The 20,967-nt window shown below is 29.4% G+C and carries 18 protein-coding genes; 17 read left to right on the top strand and 1 reads right to left on the bottom strand.

The annotated features are described in order from the left end of the window. Positions 1-341 precede the first annotated feature (341 nt). From L3B98_RS23905 to L3B98_RS23915, 3 genes are all read left to right on the top strand, one after another. On the top strand, positions 342-2,057 hold the full coding sequence (locus L3B98_RS23905; RefSeq protein ID WP_238918512.1) for a methyl-accepting chemotaxis protein: 1,716 nt from the start codon (positions 342-344) through the stop codon (positions 2,055-2,057). Between the two features lie 177 nt (positions 2,058-2,234). Continuing rightward, entirely contained in the window at positions 2,235-2,690 is a 456-nt protein-coding gene (locus L3B98_RS23910) for a LytTR family DNA-binding domain-containing protein (RefSeq protein WP_015395708.1), read from the top strand. Between the two features lies 1 nt (position 2,691). Next, the gene (locus L3B98_RS23915; protein ID WP_077366595.1) at positions 2,692-3,390 is read left to right on the top strand and encodes a hypothetical protein; all 699 of its coding nucleotides are present in this window, start codon (positions 2,692-2,694) and stop codon (positions 3,388-3,390) included. A 207-nt stretch (positions 3,391-3,597) separates the two neighbouring features. Here the strand turns inward: L3B98_RS23915 and L3B98_RS23920 are convergent, their stop codons facing one another. Further along, positions 3,598-3,942, bottom strand: coding sequence for a helix-turn-helix domain-containing protein (locus L3B98_RS23920; RefSeq protein WP_238918513.1), 345 nt, complete (start codon positions 3,940-3,942; stop codon positions 3,598-3,600). Between the two features lie 155 nt (positions 3,943-4,097). On the opposite strand from L3B98_RS23920, the gene L3B98_RS23925 reads away from it, so the two are divergent. The 14 genes from L3B98_RS23925 to L3B98_RS23990 all read left to right on the top strand — a co-directional run bounded on the left by L3B98_RS23925 (position 4,098) and on the right by L3B98_RS23990 (position 20,789). Then, a complete protein-coding gene (locus L3B98_RS23925; RefSeq protein ID WP_238918514.1) occupies positions 4,098-5,006 on the top strand; it encodes a PhzF family isomerase in 909 nt (302 codons plus the stop codon). A gap of 465 nt (positions 5,007-5,471) precedes the next feature. Continuing rightward, the gene (locus tag L3B98_RS23930) at positions 5,472-7,373 is read left to right on the top strand and encodes an endonuclease MutS2 (protein WP_238918515.1); all 1,902 of its coding nucleotides are present in this window, start codon (positions 5,472-5,474) and stop codon (positions 7,371-7,373) included. Between the two features lie 420 nt (positions 7,374-7,793). Next, on the top strand, positions 7,794-7,979 hold the full coding sequence (locus tag L3B98_RS23935; protein ID WP_015395702.1) for a DUF1778 domain-containing protein: 186 nt from the start codon (positions 7,794-7,796) through the stop codon (positions 7,977-7,979). A 230-nt stretch (positions 7,980-8,209) separates the two neighbouring features. Beyond that, a complete protein-coding gene (locus tag L3B98_RS23940) occupies positions 8,210-9,103 on the top strand; it encodes a ParM/StbA family protein (RefSeq protein WP_015395701.1) in 894 nt (297 codons plus the stop codon). Next, complete coding sequence (locus tag L3B98_RS23945) at positions 9,096-9,362, top strand: hypothetical protein (protein WP_015395700.1); 267 nt, start codon at positions 9,096-9,098, stop codon at positions 9,360-9,362. The genes L3B98_RS23940 and L3B98_RS23945 overlap by 8 nt, the downstream gene beginning before the upstream one ends. 131 nt (positions 9,363-9,493) lie before the next feature. Continuing rightward, entirely contained in the window at positions 9,494-10,564 is a 1,071-nt protein-coding gene (locus L3B98_RS23950) for an N-acetylmuramoyl-L-alanine amidase (protein ID WP_238918516.1), read from the top strand. A gap of 221 nt (positions 10,565-10,785) precedes the next feature. Continuing rightward, positions 10,786-11,217, top strand: a complete 432-nt coding sequence (locus tag L3B98_RS23955) for a MarR family transcriptional regulator (RefSeq protein ID WP_238918517.1) — start codon at positions 10,786-10,788, stop codon at positions 11,215-11,217. A gap of 51 nt (positions 11,218-11,268) precedes the next feature. After that, positions 11,269-13,008 carry an ABC transporter ATP-binding protein gene (locus L3B98_RS23960; RefSeq protein ID WP_238918518.1) on the top strand — a complete coding sequence of 580 codons (1,740 nt, stop codon included), beginning with the start codon at positions 11,269-11,271 and terminating at the stop codon, positions 13,006-13,008. Next, positions 12,995-14,929: an ABC transporter ATP-binding protein gene (locus tag L3B98_RS23965; protein ID WP_238918519.1), complete on the top strand. Its 1,935-nt coding sequence runs from the start codon at positions 12,995-12,997 to the stop codon at positions 14,927-14,929. The genes L3B98_RS23960 and L3B98_RS23965 overlap by 14 nt, the downstream gene beginning before the upstream one ends. A 181-nt stretch (positions 14,930-15,110) precedes the next feature. Beyond that, positions 15,111-15,584, top strand: a complete 474-nt coding sequence (locus tag L3B98_RS23970; protein ID WP_077366588.1) for a hypothetical protein — start codon at positions 15,111-15,113, stop codon at positions 15,582-15,584. Between the two features lie 281 nt (positions 15,585-15,865). After that, on the top strand, positions 15,866-17,221 hold the full coding sequence (locus L3B98_RS23975; RefSeq protein WP_077366587.1) for a sucrose-specific PTS transporter subunit IIBC: 1,356 nt from the start codon (positions 15,866-15,868) through the stop codon (positions 17,219-17,221). Between the two features lie 167 nt (positions 17,222-17,388). Further along, positions 17,389-18,381, top strand: coding sequence for a LacI family DNA-binding transcriptional regulator (locus tag L3B98_RS23980; RefSeq protein ID WP_238918520.1), 993 nt, complete (start codon positions 17,389-17,391; stop codon positions 18,379-18,381). Between the two features lie 19 nt (positions 18,382-18,400). Beyond that, the gene (locus L3B98_RS23985; protein WP_077366585.1) at positions 18,401-19,861 is read left to right on the top strand and encodes a sucrose-6-phosphate hydrolase; all 1,461 of its coding nucleotides are present in this window, start codon (positions 18,401-18,403) and stop codon (positions 19,859-19,861) included. Next, complete coding sequence (locus L3B98_RS23990) at positions 19,851-20,789, top strand: carbohydrate kinase (protein ID WP_238918521.1); 939 nt, start codon at positions 19,851-19,853, stop codon at positions 20,787-20,789. The genes L3B98_RS23985 and L3B98_RS23990 overlap by 11 nt, the downstream gene beginning before the upstream one ends. The last annotated feature ends 178 nt before the right edge of the window (positions 20,790-20,967 follow it).

Below are 20,967 nucleotides of genomic sequence, written 5' to 3' on the forward strand. Positions count from 1 at the left end.
TTTTAGTAAAATTGGAGTTAAGAGAAGTCATTTAAGGCTTCTCTTAAAAATTTGTTCAATTATCAATTATATAATAAAGCATAATTAAAATTTATAAATAAATCTAAATGTAAATTCATATACATATTTATACAATTGTGATAGAATTATTAAAGGGAAAATTATCAAAAAATATAATATAATACATAAAATTGTAGTAAAAGTTATTATAGATATGATTTGTAATTTTACCAAGTAAAATTTAAACTATCAGTTGTGTAAGGACAGTTATTTTATGGGTTGAAGTAAATTACATGACTAAAAGAAAAAATAATTTAAAATATAAAAAGGAGTAGTATTGAATGAATTTATTTATTAATCTAGGTGTCAAAAAGAAACTAATTTCAGTATTTTTTGTTATTTGCATTTTTATAATTGCAATAGGAGCCGAAGGAATATTAAGCTCTGGAAAAATAAATAGTAATGCAGAAAGCATGTACAAAAATAATTTAATGTCCATTGAAAATTTAGGAGAAATAAAAGGTAATATTAATGATATGAGAGCTACCTATAATAGGTTGGTTTTTGAAAGAGATAAAACAAAATTGGATGACTATGTAAAGGTCATAACGGATATAGACAAGAAAAATGATCAAAGTATGAGTGCGTATGAAAAATTAATTACGGATTCGGAAGAGAAAAAAACATATGCTGATTTAAAAAGTGACTTAGCAAAATATGTTGAGATTAGGAATAAAACAATTGAGCTTGCTAAGGCTGATAACTATGATGAAGCAATCAAAATTAGTAATGGTGATCTAACTACAATTAAAAATTCTTTACTGGGGAATATACAAAAAAGTATTGATGCAAATAAAAAAGTTGCAGAGCAAGTTAATCAAAATAATACAACCCAGTTTAATAGTGTTAGAAACTTAACAATAATCTATACAGCAGTATCATTTTTTATTATTTTATTTATGTCGTACATATTAAGTAAAAATATAATGGTTCCATTAAGAAAAATAAAAGAACTTGCAGAGAGACTAGCAGTTTATGATTTTTCAAGTCCAATTTTAATAACAAGAAAAGATGAATTTGGACAAACAGGTATGGCATTAAATAAGGCACAAGAAAATGTAAGTTCTTTAGTAAGAGCAATTATGGAAAATTCACAAGATTTAAGTGCAGCCTCAGAAGAACTTTCAGCAACTGTTGAAGAAATATCCTCTAAAGCAATTACAATAGACCAAGCAGTAAATAATATTGTAACTGCAATGCAGGAATCTAGTGCTACAAGTGAAGAAATAAGTGCTTCTATTCAAGAAGTAGATTCAAGTGTTAATATACTTTCATCAAAAGCCATGGAAGGAAGTAGTAATGCAAATCAATCGAAGGAAAGATCTATGGAAGTTAAAAATAATAGTCAAAAAGCAATTAAAGAAACTAGAGCAATATATATTGAAAAGCAAGAAAAGATGCAAAAGGCTATAGAAGATGGAAAAGTAGTAGATAGTATAAAGACTATGGCAGAAACAATTGGAAGTATTGCAGAACAAACAAATCTACTTGCTTTGAATGCAGCAATTGAAGCTGCGAGAGCAGGAGAGATGGGCAAAGGGTTTGCAGTAGTAGCAGAAGAAGTTAGAACACTGGCAGAGCAATCCTCTGAAGCAGTAATAAATATTCAAGACACTATTACTAAAGTTCAGTTAGCATTTAACAGTAGTATTAGTACAGGTGGAGACATGTTAGACTTTATAAATAAAAATGTTAATGAACAATTCAATAATTATAGTGAAGTTGGTAATACATATTATAAGGATTCAGATTTTGTAAGCAATATGTCTGAAGAAATTGCTGCTATGTCTGAAGAAATTACAGCTACTGTGGGTCAAGTCAGCCAAGCAGTTCAAACCATGGCTGAAACGTCACAAAAATCAAGTGAAGGAGCTGAAATGATAAAAGACAGTATGTATGAAACCACAAAAGCTATTGAACAAGTATCTTTAACAGCACAAAGTCAAGCAGAACTTGCTCAAAAACTTAATGATATGGTACAAGAATTTAAACTTTAGTAAAATGTGAATTAAGAGAAGTCCATAAGTGACTTCTCTTTAAATTTGTCACAATATAGTAAATTGTCATATCACCATAAAAAATATACCACTTACCAGCGATAACTAACCACTTACTGTTATTGCATTTACAAGGGAAAATTCATTGAATATAATGAGATTGTGGGGAGTGAAAATATGAAAATACGAATAGAAGTGGATAATAAAATTGAGGAAAATGAAGTAATTATTAAATGTAATGAACTAAATGAAGAAGTTAAAAACATTCAAGTCGTTCTGGGTGACATGTTATCAAGTAACAAGAGCTTAACTTTTTACAAAGGTGAAACTGAGTATTATTTATCATTAGAAGAAGTTTTATTTTTTGAAACTGAAGAAAGTGGTATTTGTGCACATACCACAGACAATATTTATAACGTAAAATATAAGCTTTATGAACTTGAGGAATTATTACCAGGATATTTTATGAGAGTTTCAAAATCGACAATTTTAAATACGAATCATATTTACTCCATAACCCGCAGTTTATCATCAGCAAGTAAAGTTGAATTTCAGAATACTCACAAACAGGTGTATGTTTCAAGATATTATTATAAGCCATTAAAAATTAAATTATTAGAAAAGAGGAAGTAAGATGAAAAAAGAAAGAGTTTTTTGGGGAGTTTTATTTATAGTAGCTGGCATTTTCTTAGTTATTAGCAAACTTGGATATTTTGAAGGTGTGAATGCAATTAGTTTAATATTAACAGTTTTTTTAGTTTCAATTATTGTAAAAAGTGTACCACGTCTTAATTTTTCAGGTATCCTATTTCCAATTGCATTTATTGGGATAATATATGATAAACAATTAGGAATTACAGCTATTACACCTTGGACTATATTACTTGCAGCATTATTTGGTAGCATTGGTCTTTCAATGATTTTTAATAAACACGTTACTTTCCTTAAGCACAAGCATTTTTGTGAAGATTACAAGTTTGAGAAAATTGATGTTGAAGATGAAAGTCATGTTAGTTTTAGAAATTCTTTTGGAGAAAGCATAAAATATATAAATACAGATAAGTTTGAACAAGCAGATTTAAATTGTTCTTTTGGAGGTATGAAGGTTTATTTCGATAATGCTGTTATGAGCAATGAAACTGCGGTAGTAAGAATTGATGCTTCTTTTGCAGGAATAGAATTATTTGTACCAAGAACTTGGAAGATTGAGGATAGAACTCACGTATTTTTAGGTGGAATCAGTGAAAAGAATAAAAGTGATCAAATTAAAACAAATACTTTAATATTAGTCGGTGATATTAGCTTTGCAGGAGTAGAAATAATTTATATCTAAGGTTTAAAGATGAGGTGGTTTCTTAATTAAGATTTGAACGAAATTATTGAGATTATATTAAGAAAAGTGACTATAAATAAAGAGTAACATACATACGGGGATATGCATGTTACTCTTCATTATTTAAATATTTATGAAAAAAAGATTTTATCAATTCTATTTTTTTATTATAATTCTCTAATGTGTCAAATTAATGACAAATTAAAATTAATACATATATTTTTTACCCCAAATACATAATTCGTTTAAGATATTTTCTAAAGATTTTCCTCTATCTGAAGGGGTATATTCTACTTTGGGTGGTATTGTGGCATAAGCAATCCTATTAATAAGACCATCAGCTTCAAGATTTTTTAATTCTTGAGCAAGGATTTTGTGGCTTATATTAGGGATAGATTTTTTTAATTGACTATATCTTACACAACTAGTTTTTAGAATATGCCATAAGATTATAGCTCTCCATTTGCTTCCAATTACAGTCATAGCAAAACCTATTGAACAATTGAAATCCTTCTGCCTTTTTTCTTGATTCGGGAACTGTTCTTTATTCATATATATTTTATCCTTCTTTCCAAATGGTAAGTAGCTAATGAGAAAGTGCGTACTTGTCTGTGAGCTAATGTAAAATTATAATTAATTATATTATATATGAATATTAATTTCTATGAATTAAAAAATGACTTTTATTATAAAATGGGAGGGAAATCATGATAAGAAAATATAATTTATATCAAATTGATTCATTTACAAAAGAAAAGTTTACTGGAAATCCAGCAGGTGTTATAACAAATGCAGATGGTTTAAGTGAATTTGAAATGCAGAAAATTGCTAGAGAACTTAATAACTCTGAAACAGCTTTTATATTTTCTTCAGATAGTAATGAATATGAAGTTCATTTACGTTATTTTACGCCTATGAAGGAAGTTCCTATATGTGGACATGCGACTATTGCAGCTCATTATGCACGTGCAATTGAAAAAAGATTAGATACTTCACGGATATATCATAAGACAGGAGCAGGAATTTTACCTGTAGATATAATAAGAGAAAATGAAGATTATAAAATTGTTATGACACAAGGGGAGATTGAGTTTGGTAATGTAATTGAAGGTAGAAATAAAGAAGAACTTTTAGCAGCGCTGAATATTAAACCTAGTGATTTATTGGAAAATTATAAAATTCAAATTGTATCAACAGGTCACTCTAAGGTTATGGTTGGAATAAAAAGCATTGAAACTTTAAATGCTTTGCAGCCTAATTATGATGTACTTTCTAAGCTTAGTGAAACTCTTAAATGTAATGGATATTACGTTTTTACAGTGACAGAGGATAGTGATATTTTAGTAAATGGTAGAATGTTTGCGCCTGCAATAGGGATTGATGAAGATCCTGTTACAGGTAACGCTAATGGACCTTTGGGAGCATATCTTGTTCATTATAATCTCGTTGAACACGATGGCTCTATATTAAAATTTAAGGCTAAGCAGGGGGAAGCTATTAAAAGACAAGGAATTATTGAAGTTGAGGTGAAAATAGAAAATAATGAGCCTGCTGAGGTTAAGATTTCAGGAGAGGCTGTAATAATATTTAAATCAGAATTAGTATTAAATGATTGAAGAATTATTCGTTTAGTGCTAATATGTAATTAATTTAATAGTGAAAGGAGAAATTTTTGTGAGTGAGGTAGTTTTTAATTAAGTAATTAAATAAGAGTCTTAAAAATAATGAGAAATGTTATGAAGATATTTATGTTCAAAAATATGCTTTTTGAATGTTTATTAGTCGTACAAATAATTATTGACTAAGGCTTATACTTAATAAACACTATTCACAAAAATTCTTATTATATAAGTTCTAATTAAGAAGTTCATAATTTAGTTGGTTGCCTTACCCAACCACTCTAATATAATAATTAAATCTTAATGAAGAAAATTTTTTAGAACATATATAGAGATTAAGAAATTTATGGCTATAGGTGAATTATGTTTGCTTATGGCTTTTTTTGTGTAAATTTAATATAGGTACTATGAAGTATAGCTTATCTTCTTAACATTCATAAAATTGATTGTAGGAGAAGAAAAATGAATAATAAAACTTTAGAAAAATTACATTATGATAAATTAAAAGAAATTGTTAAAGCTTATTGTATAAGCGGTTTAGGTAAAGAACTTATAGATAAATTAACACCTAGTACAGATTTAAAGCAAGTAGATAGAAGACTTGAAGAGACTTCAGAAGGAAGAAGGCTTTTAGATGCATCTTATCATATACCGCTTGAAGGTGTAGCAAATATTAATCCATTATTAGATAAGATAGATAAAGGCGCAGTGCTGGAGCCGACAGAATTATTAGCGATTGGAGATTTTTTAAGGGGAAGCCGAAAAGTAAAATTATTTATAAAAAATAAAGAGGGATATGCTAAAACCTTAGCAGCTTATGGAGAGAACATTACTGAGTTAGAATTTATAGAGGAGGAAATTAATAAATCAATAAATGGAAGCAGAGTTGATGCAGGAGCAAGTAAGGAATTAAAGAAAATAAGAAACCACATTGATATTTGTGAAGGCAAAATAAAAGAAAAACTTAATAAATTTATTAAAAACCCTAGTAACAAAGAGTTTATTCAAGAATATTTTATAAGTCAAAGAAATGGTAGATTCACTGTACCAATAAAAGCTGGATATAAAAATATTGTACAGGGGACCATTATTGAAGCATCTGCTAAAGGAAATACAGTATTTGTTGAACCATATGTCATAGAAAAATATTCTTCAGAATTAAATATTTTAAAGGCAGAGGAAAGTGTTGAAGAATATAAAATATTAGCAACAATAACAGATATGATTTATGGAAATATTCGAGAATTAAAAATCAATATTGAGGTAATCTCAGAATTTGATATGATAATGGCAAAAGCAAAATACAGTAGAGAAATAGGTGGAATAAAACCAAAGTTAAATGAAATTGGGTATATTAATATAAAAGATGGCGTTTATCCATTAATAAGTAATCCAGTACCACTTAATTTTAAAATTGGAGATGAATATAGGAGTTTAATTATTACAGGTCCTAATGCAGGTGGCAAAACTGTTGTTTTAAAAACAATTGGTCTTTTAATTTTGGCTGTACAGAGTGGGCTTCATATCAGATGTAATATGGAAAGTGAAATATCTATTTTTAAGAAAATATTAATAGATATAGGGGATGAACAAAGCTTGGAGAATGCCTTGAGTACATTTTCCTCTCATGTAAAAAACTTAAGTGAAATATTAAGGGAGAGTAATAAGAGTACGTTATTATTATTAGATGAGATAGGAAGTGGAACAGAGCCAAATGAGGGGGCAGCACTTGCTATAGCAATTTTAGAGGAGTTTTACCAGATGGGATGTATAACTATTGCTTCAACACATTATGGAGAGATAAAAAACTTTTCGCAAAAGCATCCGCATTTCCAAAATGCTGCAATGGAATTTAAATTAGACACATTAGAACCTTTATATAAGCTTCACATAGGTCAATCTGGAGATAGTAATGCTTTATATATTGCAAGGAAAATGGGAATTAGTGAAAAAATAATAGAAAAAACTAAAGGATATATTGAAAATAAAAATTATAACTATGATACGTTGAAGGAGAGTAAAGTAAATAAAACTAAGAAGGAAATAAATACAGACTCATTCTATCAATATGAACGTGGGGATAAGATACGTTTATTAGATAAAAATTTAATTGGTATTGTATATGAAGAAATGGATAAAGACAATAATCTTATAGTAATGATTGATAAAAATAAAGAATTTATCAAAGTCAACTATAAAAGGATAAAGCTTGAGATGAAAGCTGAAGAACTTTATCCAGAAGGTTATGATTTAAACCAATTGTTTGTTGAATATAGGGAAAGGAAATTAGAACATGATATTAATAGAGGCTCTAAAAAGGTAATAAAACGATTGTTAAAAGAAGGAAGAAAAATTAAAAATTAAAATGTGCATTAGTAAATAAATATAATTATTATTTTGATAGTTTAGTAAGGAAATGAATAGTTTTGGATCGAAGAGATACTTTTAGCTAGGTATCTCTTTTTTTATTGTCTGGAAAGGATAAAACTTTTGAATTTTGAAAAGCAGTTATACCAAGGGTTAAGAGGAACTTGGTTTGTAAAAATGTGATTAAGAGTGAGCGCGGCGTAGTCACTTTTGTTTGGTTTAACTTTTGAGGCTAGGCTGTAAATTGAAAATTAATTAAAACTATTTATATTAAATTTAGTATTACGAAAGAAGTCGATAAATTTAATAATATTTAAACAATGATTTTACAAAATATGTAAAAATATTGTGATAATGTATAAGTTGTATTTAATGTATATATTGTTATTACATTATATAAATTAGGAGGAGAGTGCTATGAAAGATGCAACCATAATGCTTAGAGTTACAACAGAACAGAAGCAGGCTATAAAACGAATGGCCCGGCAGCAAGGTATGACAATTACTGAATTTATTCTATTTAATATGATGAAATCAATAAGTGAAGTTGAATTATCTAAATTAAATGGTAAGATCCCTTTGGGTTCTAATCCAAATGAGTGAAAGGAATAGGTGAGTTTGTATATAAAATATAGACAAGCAATACAATATATGCAAATATGCGTGACATAATGTTTATCTAAGTAAGGAGATGCTTGTACAAAGGCTGTATGAAAGACGTACAAAAGAATATAAAGTGTGCACTTATTTTATAAATAAATATATTTAAGGAAAAAGTGGTATAAGCGCCATAAAAAAGTAGTCTAATTGATTAAAAAGAGGAGGATTAAAAAATGAGAATTAGTGCAGATATAGGTTATAATACGACTAACTTTATTGGACATAGTATGGAAGGCTCTTTTTCGTCTACAGTGAAAGAAAAGATACATGAATTGGAAACAGCAAAATATACAGTAGAGTATAATAACAAAACATATCTAATTGGTAATGATGACGGGTTTACTAGTACTGAGCAAACTAGAGATAAAGACATTATTTTTCATATTTGCTTATATACAGCTATAGCAGCTACTATGACTTCTACTATAGATAATAATGTCAGGGTTGTAACTGGACTTCCAGCACAATTTTTTGCAGAACAAAAAGGTTCCTTAATAAAAGCTCTTGAAAATAGAAGAGTGTTTATGAAGCTTAATGGAGAAAGCAGGAGTTTTACAATTACTAAAGTCGTTGTATTTCCTCAATCAGCAGGGTTATTTCTATATGATAAATCTTTGGTGGAAAGGGATACTCTAGTAGTAGATATAGGTGGTGGCACCTTAGATATTGCGTATATGAGCAATGGACAGTTTAAAGAAGGAAGAACATATCCGTTAGGGGTAAACTCAACTTATGATGTTCTACTTCAGGAGTTGTCAAAGTATGGAGTAAACTATTCTAATCGCATGAAGGCAGAGCAAATAATTGCAGATAAAAGTATATTTGTAGAAGGTAGAGATGTGAATGTAGAAAAAGACATAGATAATATATTAAATCTAAGAGCAGGAGAAATAGTAAATGCTGTAAAGCAGGCATTTCCGGAGCAGTCAAAATATTCTAGGTTTGTTTTTATTGGTGGAGGGGCTTTATTACTTAAAAATTACTTAAATGAATATAAGGTGTTGGATGATGCTCAAATGATTAATGTTAAAACTTATGACATAATAGGTAAGAGCAAAAATGTGTAAAAAAATAAAAACTACGATTACATTAGCACCTCATATTAAAGAATTTGCATCAAAAGAAGCAAAGTCGCTCGGCTTAGATTTTTCTGCATATTTAACAATATTAATAGCTGAAAAAATGAGAGCCACAATGCTTACTTCACCAGTAAGAAATACAACAGAAGATGATAATGCAAAGGATGAAATAGCTTTAGATAACAAACAAAGCATTACAATAGATAGTGAACAGGAGAATGAAATAGATAGACTATTGCAATGGTAAAATATATAATGAAAGATGGGGGAGACCTTGGTTAGATAAATTTTACTTATGCGAGTATTTTGAAAATGATTATGTATTTAAAGTAAATAATCTAATAGCATGGTCTTCAATTTCTTAGGGGAGGGGAACTTATGAAAAGATTAATAGCAGTTTTTTTGTTTGTAGCTGTTTTTTTGACATCTATAACACTAATTCCAAATAATCAGATAGCATTTGCAGCAGGAAAAAAGGTAGTAGTTATAGATCCAGGACATGGAGCTGGAGGAAACAGCGGATATGAACTTCAATCACCAGATTCTAATATAACCAAAATCAAAGATGGTGGAGGAACTCAAGGAGTTGCAACTGGTGTTCCAGAGTATGCAGTTACCTTGAAAGTTGCAAATAAGTTAAAAGCTCTATTGGAGCAGAATAACTTTACTGTAATAATGACAAAGACTCAGGATTCAGAAGCTCCAGGGAATATTGAAAGAGCAGAGGTTGGAAATAATAATAATGCGGATTTAGTTATTAGATTACATTGCGATGGAATTGACAATCAAAATATAACTGGAGCCTCAATGCTTGTGCCAGCACCAGTTGGATATGCATCAAGTATTAGTGGAGTAAGTACTGAATATGGACAAACTATATTAGATAGTTTAGTTGCAAGTGCAGGTATGAATAATAAAGGTGTGGTTCAAAGAAGTGATATGACAGGGTTTAACTGGTCTAAGGTTCCTGTAGTATTGGTGGAAATGGGATTTATGTCTAATCCACAAGAAGATAGATTATTAAATGATGATAGCTATGAAAATAAATTAGCTCAAGGTTTATGTAGTGGAATAGTAAAATGCCTAAATAAGACTAAATTAGGTTGGAATCAAAATAATGTAGGCTGGTGGTACTGCACAGATGTAGATAATGGATATTATTATACATCAGATAATGGCTGGAAAGCTATAAATGGTCAATGGTATATTTTTAATGCTTCTGGTTATGCACTAGAAAATACATGGTATACTGATTCCAATGGACATAAATATTATTTAGATTCTGATTGCATGAGAGTAAATGGAGTAAAAGATAAGCCTAGATGGATGCATATAAATGGTTCTGATTATGCATTTAATGAAGAAGGTCAGTTATATGTAGACTGTACAACTCCAGATGGCTACAAGGTAGATAAAAATGGAGCATATATAATAGATAAAGAAAAATAAATATTAATGTTAAAAATAAAAAAATATTTTAATAATAAAAGACGTGCTGAAATGTTTTCATATAGATTTCAGCACGTTTTTTATTACATTAAGAATTTATGTATTAATTTTTTTGAATCGTTTACTGTGAAATACACGTATTTTAGGGAGGTTGACAAAAATTAATATTGAATATAGAATAAAAATAGTTAGAAACCTAACAAACTAATAGGAGAATGAGTATGGAAAAAGAAGTACACCTTGGAAAGAAAATAAATATATTAGCTAAAAGAATACATAGAGCAATTGATAAAGAAGCTTCTAAATATGGAATTACAGGGGTTCAGGGGAGAATTCTTGGCTTTATAAACCATAATTCTAAGAACAGAGATATATTTCAAAAGGATATAGAAGAAGAGCTTGATATTAGACGTTCATCAGTAACAAGCGTATTACAGCTTATGGAGAAAAATGGATTCATTGAAAGAGTAAGTGTATCTGAAGATGCACGACTTAAAAAGTTAATAATTACAGAAAAAGGAGCAAGAATTCAAAAAAGTGTATATGATTCTATTTTAGATTTTGAAAAATCATTTAGGGATGAGTTAAGTGAAGCTGAAATGAATATGTTTATTTCTTTGCTTGATAGACTCTCTAATAAGATAAGTGAATAATTGATATTTTTTTAAACTAGTAGTTAGAAACCTAACAAAAGGAGGATTATTATGATAAAAAGATTAGCTAGTTATATAGCTGAATTTAAAAGAGACACAATGTTAACACCGCTATTTGTTGCCTTAGAAGCAATAATGGAAACAATTATTCCAGTATTAATGGCATCGATAATTGATAATGGAGTAAATAAAAGTAATATGAAATATGTATGTATCTATGGAGCTATAATGCTCGGTGCATCATTTCTATCTCTTGCATGTGGTGTTTTTTCAGGAAAATTTGCTGCAAGTGCATCAACTGGTTTTGCTAGAAATTTGAGAAGAGGAATGTATTACAATATACAAGATTTTGCATTTTCAAATATAGACAAGTATTCCACAGCTGGACTTATAACAAGACTTACAACAGATGTAACAAATGTTCAAAATGCGTTCCAAATGTTAATAAGAATGTTTGTAAGAGCTCCATTTATGCTTATTTTTGCAATGGCAATGAGCTTTTATATTAATGCAAGATTGGCTTTAGTATTTTTGGGAGCAATTATTTTCTTAGGTTTCGTATTATACTTTGTAATGACAAAAGCACATCCATATTTTATGGAAGTTTTTAAGAAGTATGATGATTTGAACGCTAGTGTACAAGAAAATTTAACTGCTATTAGAACTGTAAAGGCTTTTGTCAGAGAAGAACATGAAACAAATAAGTTCTATAAAGCTTCTGAAACTCTGTACAATTTTTTTATAAGAGCTGAAAAATTAATAATAATTAATGGACCAGCTATGCAATTTGCAGTTTATAGTTGCATTTTACTTCTTTCATGGCTTGGAGCAAAAATGATTGTTGGAAGTTCAATGACAACTGGTGAACTTATGAGTATGTTTGCTTATACAACAAATATTATGATAAGTCTTATGATGATGTCTTTTGTTTTTGTAATGGTAATTATGTCAAAATCATCTGCAGAAAGAATTATTGCAGTATTAGATGAGAAAAGTGATTTAACTAATCCAGAAAATCCAATATATGAAGTTAAAGATGGAGCAATCACATTTAATGGTGTAAGTTTCTCGTATAGTAAAGACAAAGATAAGTGTGTATTGGAAGATGCTAATATAAAAATCAATTCAGGTGAAACTATAGGAATTATTGGAGGAACGGGTAGTGCAAAATCTACATTGGTCCAACTTATCCCAAGATTATATGATACAACAAGTGGAACTGTTGAAGTTGGTGGAATTGATGTTAAAAAATATGATATTGAAACTCTTAGAGATGAAGTTTCAATGGTATTACAAAAGAATGTATTATTTTCAGGAACTATAAAAGAAAATTTAAGATGGGGAAAGAAAGATGCATCTGATGAAGAAATAATTGAAGCATGCAGACAAGCACAAGCTGAAGAATTTATAGAAACTTTACCTGATAAATATGATACTTATATTGAACAGGGTGGAAGCAATGTATCTGGAGGACAAAAACAAAGATTATGTATAGCAAGAGCACTTCTTAAGAAACCTAAAATATTAATTTTAGATGATTCAACAAGTGCAGTAGATACTAAGACGGATGCTTTAATTAGAAAGGCATTTAAAGAAACAATTCCAGATACTACAAAGATTATTATTGCACAACGTATTTCTTCAGTGGAAGATGCAGACAGAATTATAGTATTAAATGATGGTAAAATAGATGGCTTTGGATCTCATGATGAGTTATTGAAAAACAATGCTATATATCGTGAAGTCTACGAATCTCAAGTGAAGGGAGCTGATAATAATGAGTCAAAATAATGCTAAGCCAAGAGCAGTTCGTGGACCAGGTGGACGTGGTGCACATGGACATGCTAAAATGAGTAAAAATTCTTTAAAGACTTTAAAAAGATTGCTGATTTACATACTAAAGGAATACAAATTTTTATTTAGTATGGTAATAATAACTATAATTATAAGTTCTCTTGCTAATGTTTATGGAACAACCTTTATAAAAGACTTAATAGATAAGTATATAACACCATTATTAGGACAAAGTTCTCCTGATTTTGGACCATTACTTGAAATGATGGCTATGATGGCGTTTGTTTATTATGTTGGTGTTATAGCAACATATGCATATAGCCGTATGATGATGTATATTTCTCAAGGATCTCTTAAAAAGATAAGAGATGATATGTTTTCACATATGGAAGCATTGCCAGTTAAATTCTTTGATACACATGCTCATGGAGATGTAATGAGCCTCTACACAAATGATACTGATGCCTTAAGACAAATGATCAGCCAAGGTGTACCGCAATTATTATCAGCAATTATAACAGTAATTGGCGTACTTATTGCTATGATTCGTTTAAGTTTACCCCTAATTGTAGTTGAAGCATTAATTATATTATTAATGTTTAAAGTTACTAAAACTATTGGTGCTAAAAGTGGAAAATACTTTGGACTTCAACAAAAGGATTTAGGTGCAGTTAATGGTTATATAGAAGAAATGATGGAAGGACAAAAAGTTGTTAAAGTATTCTGTCATGAAGAAGAAGCTAAAATTAACTTTGATAAGTTAAATGATGAGCTTTGTAATAGTGCGAATAATGCAAATAAATATGCTAATGTTTTAATGCCTATCATGGGTAACATAGGATATATAAATTATGTTTCAGTTGCTATAGTTGGATCAATTTTGGCTATAAATAGTTTTTGGGGATTTACCTTAGGTGCTCTTGCAACCTTCTTACAATTAACAAGAACCTTTAGCCAAACCGTAAATCAAATGTCGCAACAATTTAACTTTGTAATAATGGCCTTAGCTGGAGCTGAACGTATCTTTACTCTTCTTGATGAAAAGAAAGAAATGGATGAAGGCTATGTAACTTTAGTTAATGCAAATGAAGATGAAAATGGAAACCTAACTGAAGCTACAAAACGTACTGGAATTTGGGCATGGAAACATCCTCATGAAGATGGTACAACTACATACTCTAAGCTTAATGGAGAAGTAGTATTTGATGATGTGGATTTTGGTTATAATGATGAAAAAATCATACTTCATAACATAAAACTTTATGCAAAACCAGGACAAAAGATTGCCTTTGTTGGAGCAACAGGTGCTGGTAAGACTACAATTACAAACTTAATAAATAGATTTTATGATATACAAGATGGAAAGATTAGATATGATGGAATAAATATAAACAAAATCAAAAAAGATGATTTAAGAAGTTCACTTGGAATAGTACTTCAAGATGCTCATCTTTTTACAGGAACAGTTGCAGATAACATTAGATATGGTAAACTTGATGCTACAGATGAAGAAGTACATGCAGCAGCAAAGTTAGCAAATGCAGATCAGTTTATTAAGCATCTTCCACAAGGATATGATACTGTCTTAACTGGAGATGGAGGAAGCCTTTCACAAGGTCAAAGACAATTATTAACTATAGCAAGAGCTGCCATAGCAGATCCACCTGTATTAATACTAGATGAAGCAACATCAAGTATAGATACAAGAACAGAAAAAATAGTTCAAGATGGTATGGATAAGTTAATGAATGGAAGAACAGTTTTTGTAATTGCCCACAGACTTTCAACAATTAAAAACTCTGATGTAATTATGGTACTAGATCAAGGTAGAATAATTGAAAGAGGAAATCATGATGATCTAATTGAAGAAAAAGGTAAATACTATCAATTATATACTGGAGCATTTGAATTATCATAAATTTATTGATTTTAAATTTGGAAAAAATCTTAAATTTTAGATTAAATATTACTAGAATAATGTGACATTTCACAAAATACTGAAATTCGTAGATTTTAGCTTAAATAATAGACTTGAAAATATTTTCAAATACTTTAAAATAGTTATTATAACGATAATAGTATAGTGGGGTGGCAGAAAAATGGAAGTTGTTTTAGAACAATTTATTGCATCGGATAAACCAAAAAGAATTAGTAATATGTTTAAAAATTTAGCAATTGCCTTTGGAGTAATTGCACTTATGCTCATATTTGCATCACTTATAATAGCAATAGCATTAGCAATAGTAGCTGCTGCATTTTTTGTTGGAAGTTACCTTATGTATATAGATTATGAATATGAATTGTTTAATGGTGATATTACTGTAACAAAAGTGTACAATGCAAGCAGAAGAAAAATTGCTCAAAAAATTGATAGAACTGAAGTTAGAAGAGTATATTTAACTGAGAGAAAAGATGCTTTAAAAAAAGGTGCAACAGCATATTATAATAGTAATATAAATGGATTGAACATATATACTTTTGAGTTAAACAACAATAAAGTAGTTCAATTAGCGCTAAATGAAGAGATGGAAAAGATAGTTAAAATAGTTTATATTCAAAAGATGAATCGTTAAAATAATTTAAATTTTTTATACCATTAGCTTAATGCTGATGGTATTTTTTTATGCAGTCTACTTTCTGCAATTGATAGAAAACAGAAAAAAGTGGAACTGGTATCATCAAATAAAAAGATATAATAAATTCAGAACAAGAACAAATTAAATGGCTAAAACAGGAATGTTTCAGATAAAATGATTATCAAATAAAAAAATATAAAACATATTGACATATAAATGTGGAACTGATATCATAAGAACATGAAAACGATTTGAAAATAAAAATAGGAGGATATGTTATGAAAGAACAACAAGTAGCAAAAGAAATTTTAGAACACATTGGTGGAAAAGAAAATATTAAATCAATGGAACATTGCGCAACTAGGTTAAGACTGATACTTAATGACAGAAGTAAAGTTGACGAAAAAGCAATTGAAAATATAGATGGAGTGAAGGGGCAGTTTTTTGCAGCAGCACAATTTCAAATAATCCTTGGAACAGGATTCGTAAATAAAGTTTATGATGTTATAGCTGGACAAAACTCAGAGTTAGTTACAGGCAATAACAAAGAAGAAGCTTATAGTCAAATGACAATGGCTCAAAAGATTTCAAGAACTTTTGGTGATGTATTTGTACCAATAATTCCAGTATTAGTTGCAACAGGATTGTTCATGGGATTAAGAGGGTTATTACAAAACTTGGGAGTTCAAATGAGCGATAATTTCGTGCTTTTCACTCAAGTATTAACTGATACAGCTTTTGCATTCTTACCAGCTTTAGTTGCATGGTCAACAATGAAAAAGTTTGGTGGAACACCAGTTATAGGTATAGTAATAGGTTTAATGCTTGTATCACCAAGTTTACCAAATGCTTATGCAGTAGCAGGGGGAACAGCTCAGCCAATATATCTTTCTTTACTTGGATTAACTATTCCAGTTGTAGGATATCAAGGATCTGTATTACCAGCATTAGTACTTGGAATCATTGCAGCTAAGACTCAAAAGGCTTTAAAGAAAGTAGTACCAGATGTATTAGATTTAATAGTTACACCATTTATTACGTTATTATTTTCGATGATATTAGGATTATTAATAGTTGGACCAATCATGCATAATGCTGAACAATTAATATTTGGAGCAATCAAGGCCTTCATGGGGCTTCCATTCGGAATTGGAGGATTTATAATTGGAGGAGTTCACCAACTTATAGTTGTAACTGGAGTTCACCATGCATTGAACGCTTTAGAAGTTGAATTATTAGCAAGTACAGGAAAAGATGCATTTAATGCAATAATAACATGTGGTATTGTAGCACAAGGAGCAGCAGCTTTAGCAGTAGCATTTAAGACAAAGGATAAAAAGAAACGTTCATTATACATTTCATCAGCAATCCCAGCATTTTTAGGAATTACTGAACCAGCAATATTTGGTGTTAATTTAAGATTCATAAAGCCATTTGCTTTTGGATGTGTAGGTGGAGCAGTAGGTGGAATGGTTGCAGCAATGCTTCAATTAGCAGGTACAGGAATGGGAATTACAGCACTTCCAGGTATGCTTTTATATGTAAATAACTTACCTGCATACATTTTAATAAATGCAATAGCCTTTGCAGTAGCATTTTGTTTAACCTTCTTCTTCTTTAAAGTTGAAGAATAAACACCATTAGAAAATTATATATGGAAACACAGATAGATTTAGTAATTAGCATAATTACTAAATCTATCTCGCTATATAAAGATTATTATTTGAATAAAGCAAGTTATTTTCAATAACGTTGAATAATGTTATATAATAATATTAACTTAATTTATTTGGAGGATAATATGGATCGAAAAGTTACAATTCAGGATATTGCTAATATGGCTAATGTATCTAAGAGTAGTGTTTCTAGATATTTAAATGATGGATATGTAAGTGAAGAAAATTCAAAGAAAATAAGAGAAGCAATTGAAAAGACGGGATTTGAAACTAATTTTTTTGCTAAAAGATTAAAAACTAAAAAAAGTGGATTAATAGGTATTGTAATACCAAGAATTGATTCAGTTACAGTTGGAAAGTTCTTAAATGGAGTTAATAAGAAATTAAAAGAAAACGGTTATCAAGGTATTATCTTAATTAGTGAATTAGATCTTGATAAGGAATTAGCTAATATAAACAGCCTTAATCAACAAGGTGTAGATGGGATAATTATTAATTCTATGGCAATTACCAAAAAGCATATTGAATTAACAAGTAAACTTAGAATTCCAACGATATTTTCTGGGCAAAAAAATGAGTTTATTAATTATATAAAAATAGATGACTACGAAGCAGGAAGAATAATGGGAAGTTATTTTAAAGCTAAAGGTCATAAGAACATAGTATTTTTAGGTGTAAATGAATGGGATAAGGCAGTTGGAGTTGATCGTAAAAATGGATTTATTGAGGCAATAAAGGAAAATAACTCTAAGTGTGAAGTTCAATTTGTAGAAACAGATTTCTCATTTATTTGTGCATATAATAAGGCAGAAGAAGTATTAAAATATAATCCAACAGCTATAGTATGTGCTACAGATAATATATGCCTTGGGATACTTAGATATTTACATGAAAATAAAATTAAAGTTCCAGATGAAATTTCAGTTGCTGGTTTTGGTGGATATGATATAGGAAGTGTTTCATATCCAACTCTTACAACGGTAGCTTTTGATTATGAATTAATTGGTATGAAATCAGCTCAAGGAATTCTAGATTTGATTGAAGGAAAAGGGCTGGAGGAAAATAGTGATACCTCTTTAAAATTAATTGAAAGGGAGAGTGTAAGAGAGATTAAATAAATAAGAAAAGAGGAAGAGGATGCTAAACCCAAAATCATATCAAGAAGTAAATGAAGAAATAAATAACTATTATAGCATTAAAAAGAAGAATATATGGAGAAATAATTTTCATATAGAAGCACCCTTTGGTCTAATCAATGATCCAAATGGACTAAATTATTATGATAATAAATTTCATATATTTTATCAATGGAATCCTTTTGGATGTGAGCATAAAACAAAGCATTGGGCACTAGTTACAACGACTGATTTTGTTAATTTTACAAGGCCTAAAGTTGTATTAAAACCAGAAGATTGGTTTGATAAGAATGGTTGCTATTCAGGCTGCGGAGTTGTGAAAGGTGATGACCTTAAGCTTTATTATACAGGGAATGTAAGAAATTCTAATAATGAGCGTGAATCTTATCAATGTATTGCTACCTACCATAAAGATGGAACTCTTGAGAAGGAAGGCGTTATCATACAAAAGCAGCCAGACGGATATACTGCTCATTTTAGAGATCCATATGTTTTTATTAAGGATGAGCAGGATTATATGGTTCTTGGAGTTCAAACAGAAGGACTAAAGGGTAAGGCTTTAATTTATAACTCAAGAAATTCTAAAGAATGGAAGCTTCTTGGTGAGTTAAAAACTAACATGCATGATTTTGGATACATGTGGGAATGCCCTAATATGATAAAGCTATATGAGGATAAATATGCATTTATTTTTTCACCACAAGGATTAGAAAGTGAAGAATTTAAATATCAAAATATATATCAATCAGGTTATGTTATTGGGAATTTAGATCTAGAAAAGGTGGAACTTAGAAAACATACGGAATTTAAAGAATTAGATATGGGGTTTGATTTTTATGCTCCACAAGTGTTTAAATATGAAGATAAAAACATATTAATTGGATGGATTGGAATGCCAGATAAGGATTCTGAGTATCCAACTTCTGAAAAAGGATGGATTTATTCATTAACTTTGCCACGGGTATTAGAATATAAAGATAATGTCCTTTATCAAAAGCCTTTTGATAAATTAGGAGGTTTAAGACAAACTCAAGAATTGCAAATTGAAAATTATGTGTGTGATGAATATAATTTAGAGTTAAATTCTAAAGGTAAAGAAATTATGTTGAATTTAGATATGACTAAAGATGCCAAGCTGGAAATAAAACTTAAGTTTAATGATGAATATATATTATTGACTTATGATAAGAAAGCAGAAGTGTTCATTATAGATAGAACCAATATGTCTTTAGGTGGAAAAGGAATACGAAAATTTAAATTAAAAGCTGAAGAAGAATTAAAATTACATATGTTTATTGATAGTTCAGTTATTGAAATATATTATCAGGATGGGTTAGAAGTGACGACTTTAATGTACTTTCCTAAGGAAGAACAATTAGAAATTCAAATAAAAAATGATTATGAAATAAAAATCAAGGAATTAAGCATGTGGAACTTAAGGAGTGTTAGCTATGAAGAGTAATATCTTTTGTATTGGAGAACTTTTAATTGACATGGTCTGTGTTGACAATAAAGGTTTAAAGGACGGAGAAAAGTTTGAAAAAAAAGCTGGAGGAGCACCGGCTAATGTTGCAGCAAGTATTTCAAAATTAGAAGGAAACGCTTATTTTTTAGGTCAAGTAGGAAATGATTTTTTTGGTAAACACCTAATTGAGTTATTAAAAAATCTTAAAATAAACACTGAAATGACAGTGGAAGATGGAAGTACAACTATTGCTTTGGTGGGAATTGATGAGAATGGGGAGCGTAACTTTGACTTTTTAAGAGGTAGCGATGGAGCTTATTCCTTTGATAATATTGATTTATCAAAAATAACTGGTTCAGATATTATTCATTTTGGTTCAGCAACAGGATTTTTAGATGGAGAATTAAAAAACACATATTATAAATTATTAGATTATGCAAAAACTAATAATATCTATGTATCTTTTGACCCAAATTATCGTGATGCATTAATAACTCCAGATAAATTAGCTTGCTTTGTAGAAGATTGTATTAAATTCTTAAAAGAAAGTGATTTTACTAAATTAAGTGATGAAGAGCTATTATTAATAACTAAAGAAAAAGATATAGATACTGGGGTTAAAAAATTACATGAATTTGGAGTCAAAGTTGTAACTATTACTTTAGGTTCAAAGGGGACATATTTAAGTGTTGATGGGAAGCATGATATAATTCCATCTATAAAGATTAGACAGATAGATTCAACGGGAGCTGGAGATGCTTTTGTTGGAGCTGTATTGAAACAAATATCAGAAATTGAAGATAAACAAAATGTAAGCTTTGAAGAATGGAAAAGAATAGTTTCATTCGCTAATAAGGTTGGAGCAATTACATGTACTAATTATGGTGCAATAGCTTCAATGCCTACTTTAAATGAATTGAAATAGCAGATTTAAGTTAGTTGTAGAAGGGATATGCTTTTAATTAATTATTGGCATCCCTTCTGCTTTTTTTATTATTTTGTTGATGATTATAATTAATGAGCATAAAGTGAATGATATTATATTTATAGTATATGTTAGAATATTAAAAAAGAACAATTGAAATAAATTTTATTAAGAAAAT

This window comes from Clostridium sp. YIM B02555 (genome assembly GCF_022320955.1).
In the GTDB taxonomy this organism is placed as follows: domain Bacteria; phylum Bacillota; class Clostridia; order Clostridiales; family Clostridiaceae; genus Clostridium; species Clostridium saccharoperbutylacetonicum.

Bases quoted from the DNA above. Each gene is read 5' to 3' on its own strand.
- L3B98_RS23930 (WP_238918515.1), top strand. From the start codon at position 5,472: ATGAATAATAAAACTTTAGAAAAATTACATTATGATAAATTAAAAGAA.
- L3B98_RS23910 (WP_015395708.1), top strand. From the start codon at position 2,235: ATGAAAATACGAATAGAAGTGGATAATAAAATTGAGGAAAATGAAGTA.
- L3B98_RS23915 (WP_077366595.1), top strand. From the start codon at position 2,692: ATGAAAAAAGAAAGAGTTTTTTGGGGAGTTTTATTTATAGTAGCTGGC.
- L3B98_RS23950 (WP_238918516.1), top strand. From the start codon at position 9,494: ATGAAAAGATTAATAGCAGTTTTTTTGTTTGTAGCTGTTTTTTTGACA.
- L3B98_RS23920 (WP_238918513.1), bottom strand. From the start codon at position 3,942: ATGAATAAAGAACAGTTCCCGAATCAAGAAAAAAGGCAGAAGGATTTC.
- L3B98_RS23925 (WP_238918514.1), top strand. From the start codon at position 4,098: ATGATAAGAAAATATAATTTATATCAAATTGATTCATTTACAAAAGAA.
- L3B98_RS23985 (WP_077366585.1), top strand. From the start codon at position 18,401: ATGCTAAACCCAAAATCATATCAAGAAGTAAATGAAGAAATAAATAAC.
- L3B98_RS23990 (WP_238918521.1), top strand. From the start codon at position 19,851: ATGAAGAGTAATATCTTTTGTATTGGAGAACTTTTAATTGACATGGTC.
- L3B98_RS23955 (WP_238918517.1), top strand. From the start codon at position 10,786: ATGGAAAAAGAAGTACACCTTGGAAAGAAAATAAATATATTAGCTAAA.
- L3B98_RS23905 (WP_238918512.1), top strand. From the start codon at position 342: ATGAATTTATTTATTAATCTAGGTGTCAAAAAGAAACTAATTTCAGTA.
- L3B98_RS23975 (WP_077366587.1), top strand. From the start codon at position 15,866: ATGAAAGAACAACAAGTAGCAAAAGAAATTTTAGAACACATTGGTGGA.
- L3B98_RS23945 (WP_015395700.1), top strand. From the start codon at position 9,096: ATGTGTAAAAAAATAAAAACTACGATTACATTAGCACCTCATATTAAA.
- L3B98_RS23960 (WP_238918518.1), top strand. From the start codon at position 11,269: ATGATAAAAAGATTAGCTAGTTATATAGCTGAATTTAAAAGAGACACA.
- L3B98_RS23940 (WP_015395701.1), top strand. From the start codon at position 8,210: ATGAGAATTAGTGCAGATATAGGTTATAATACGACTAACTTTATTGGA.
- L3B98_RS23965 (WP_238918519.1), top strand. From the start codon at position 12,995: ATGAGTCAAAATAATGCTAAGCCAAGAGCAGTTCGTGGACCAGGTGGA.
- L3B98_RS23970 (WP_077366588.1), top strand. From the start codon at position 15,111: ATGGAAGTTGTTTTAGAACAATTTATTGCATCGGATAAACCAAAAAGA.
- L3B98_RS23935 (WP_015395702.1), top strand. From the start codon at position 7,794: ATGAAAGATGCAACCATAATGCTTAGAGTTACAACAGAACAGAAGCAG.
- L3B98_RS23980 (WP_238918520.1), top strand. From the start codon at position 17,389: ATGGATCGAAAAGTTACAATTCAGGATATTGCTAATATGGCTAATGTA.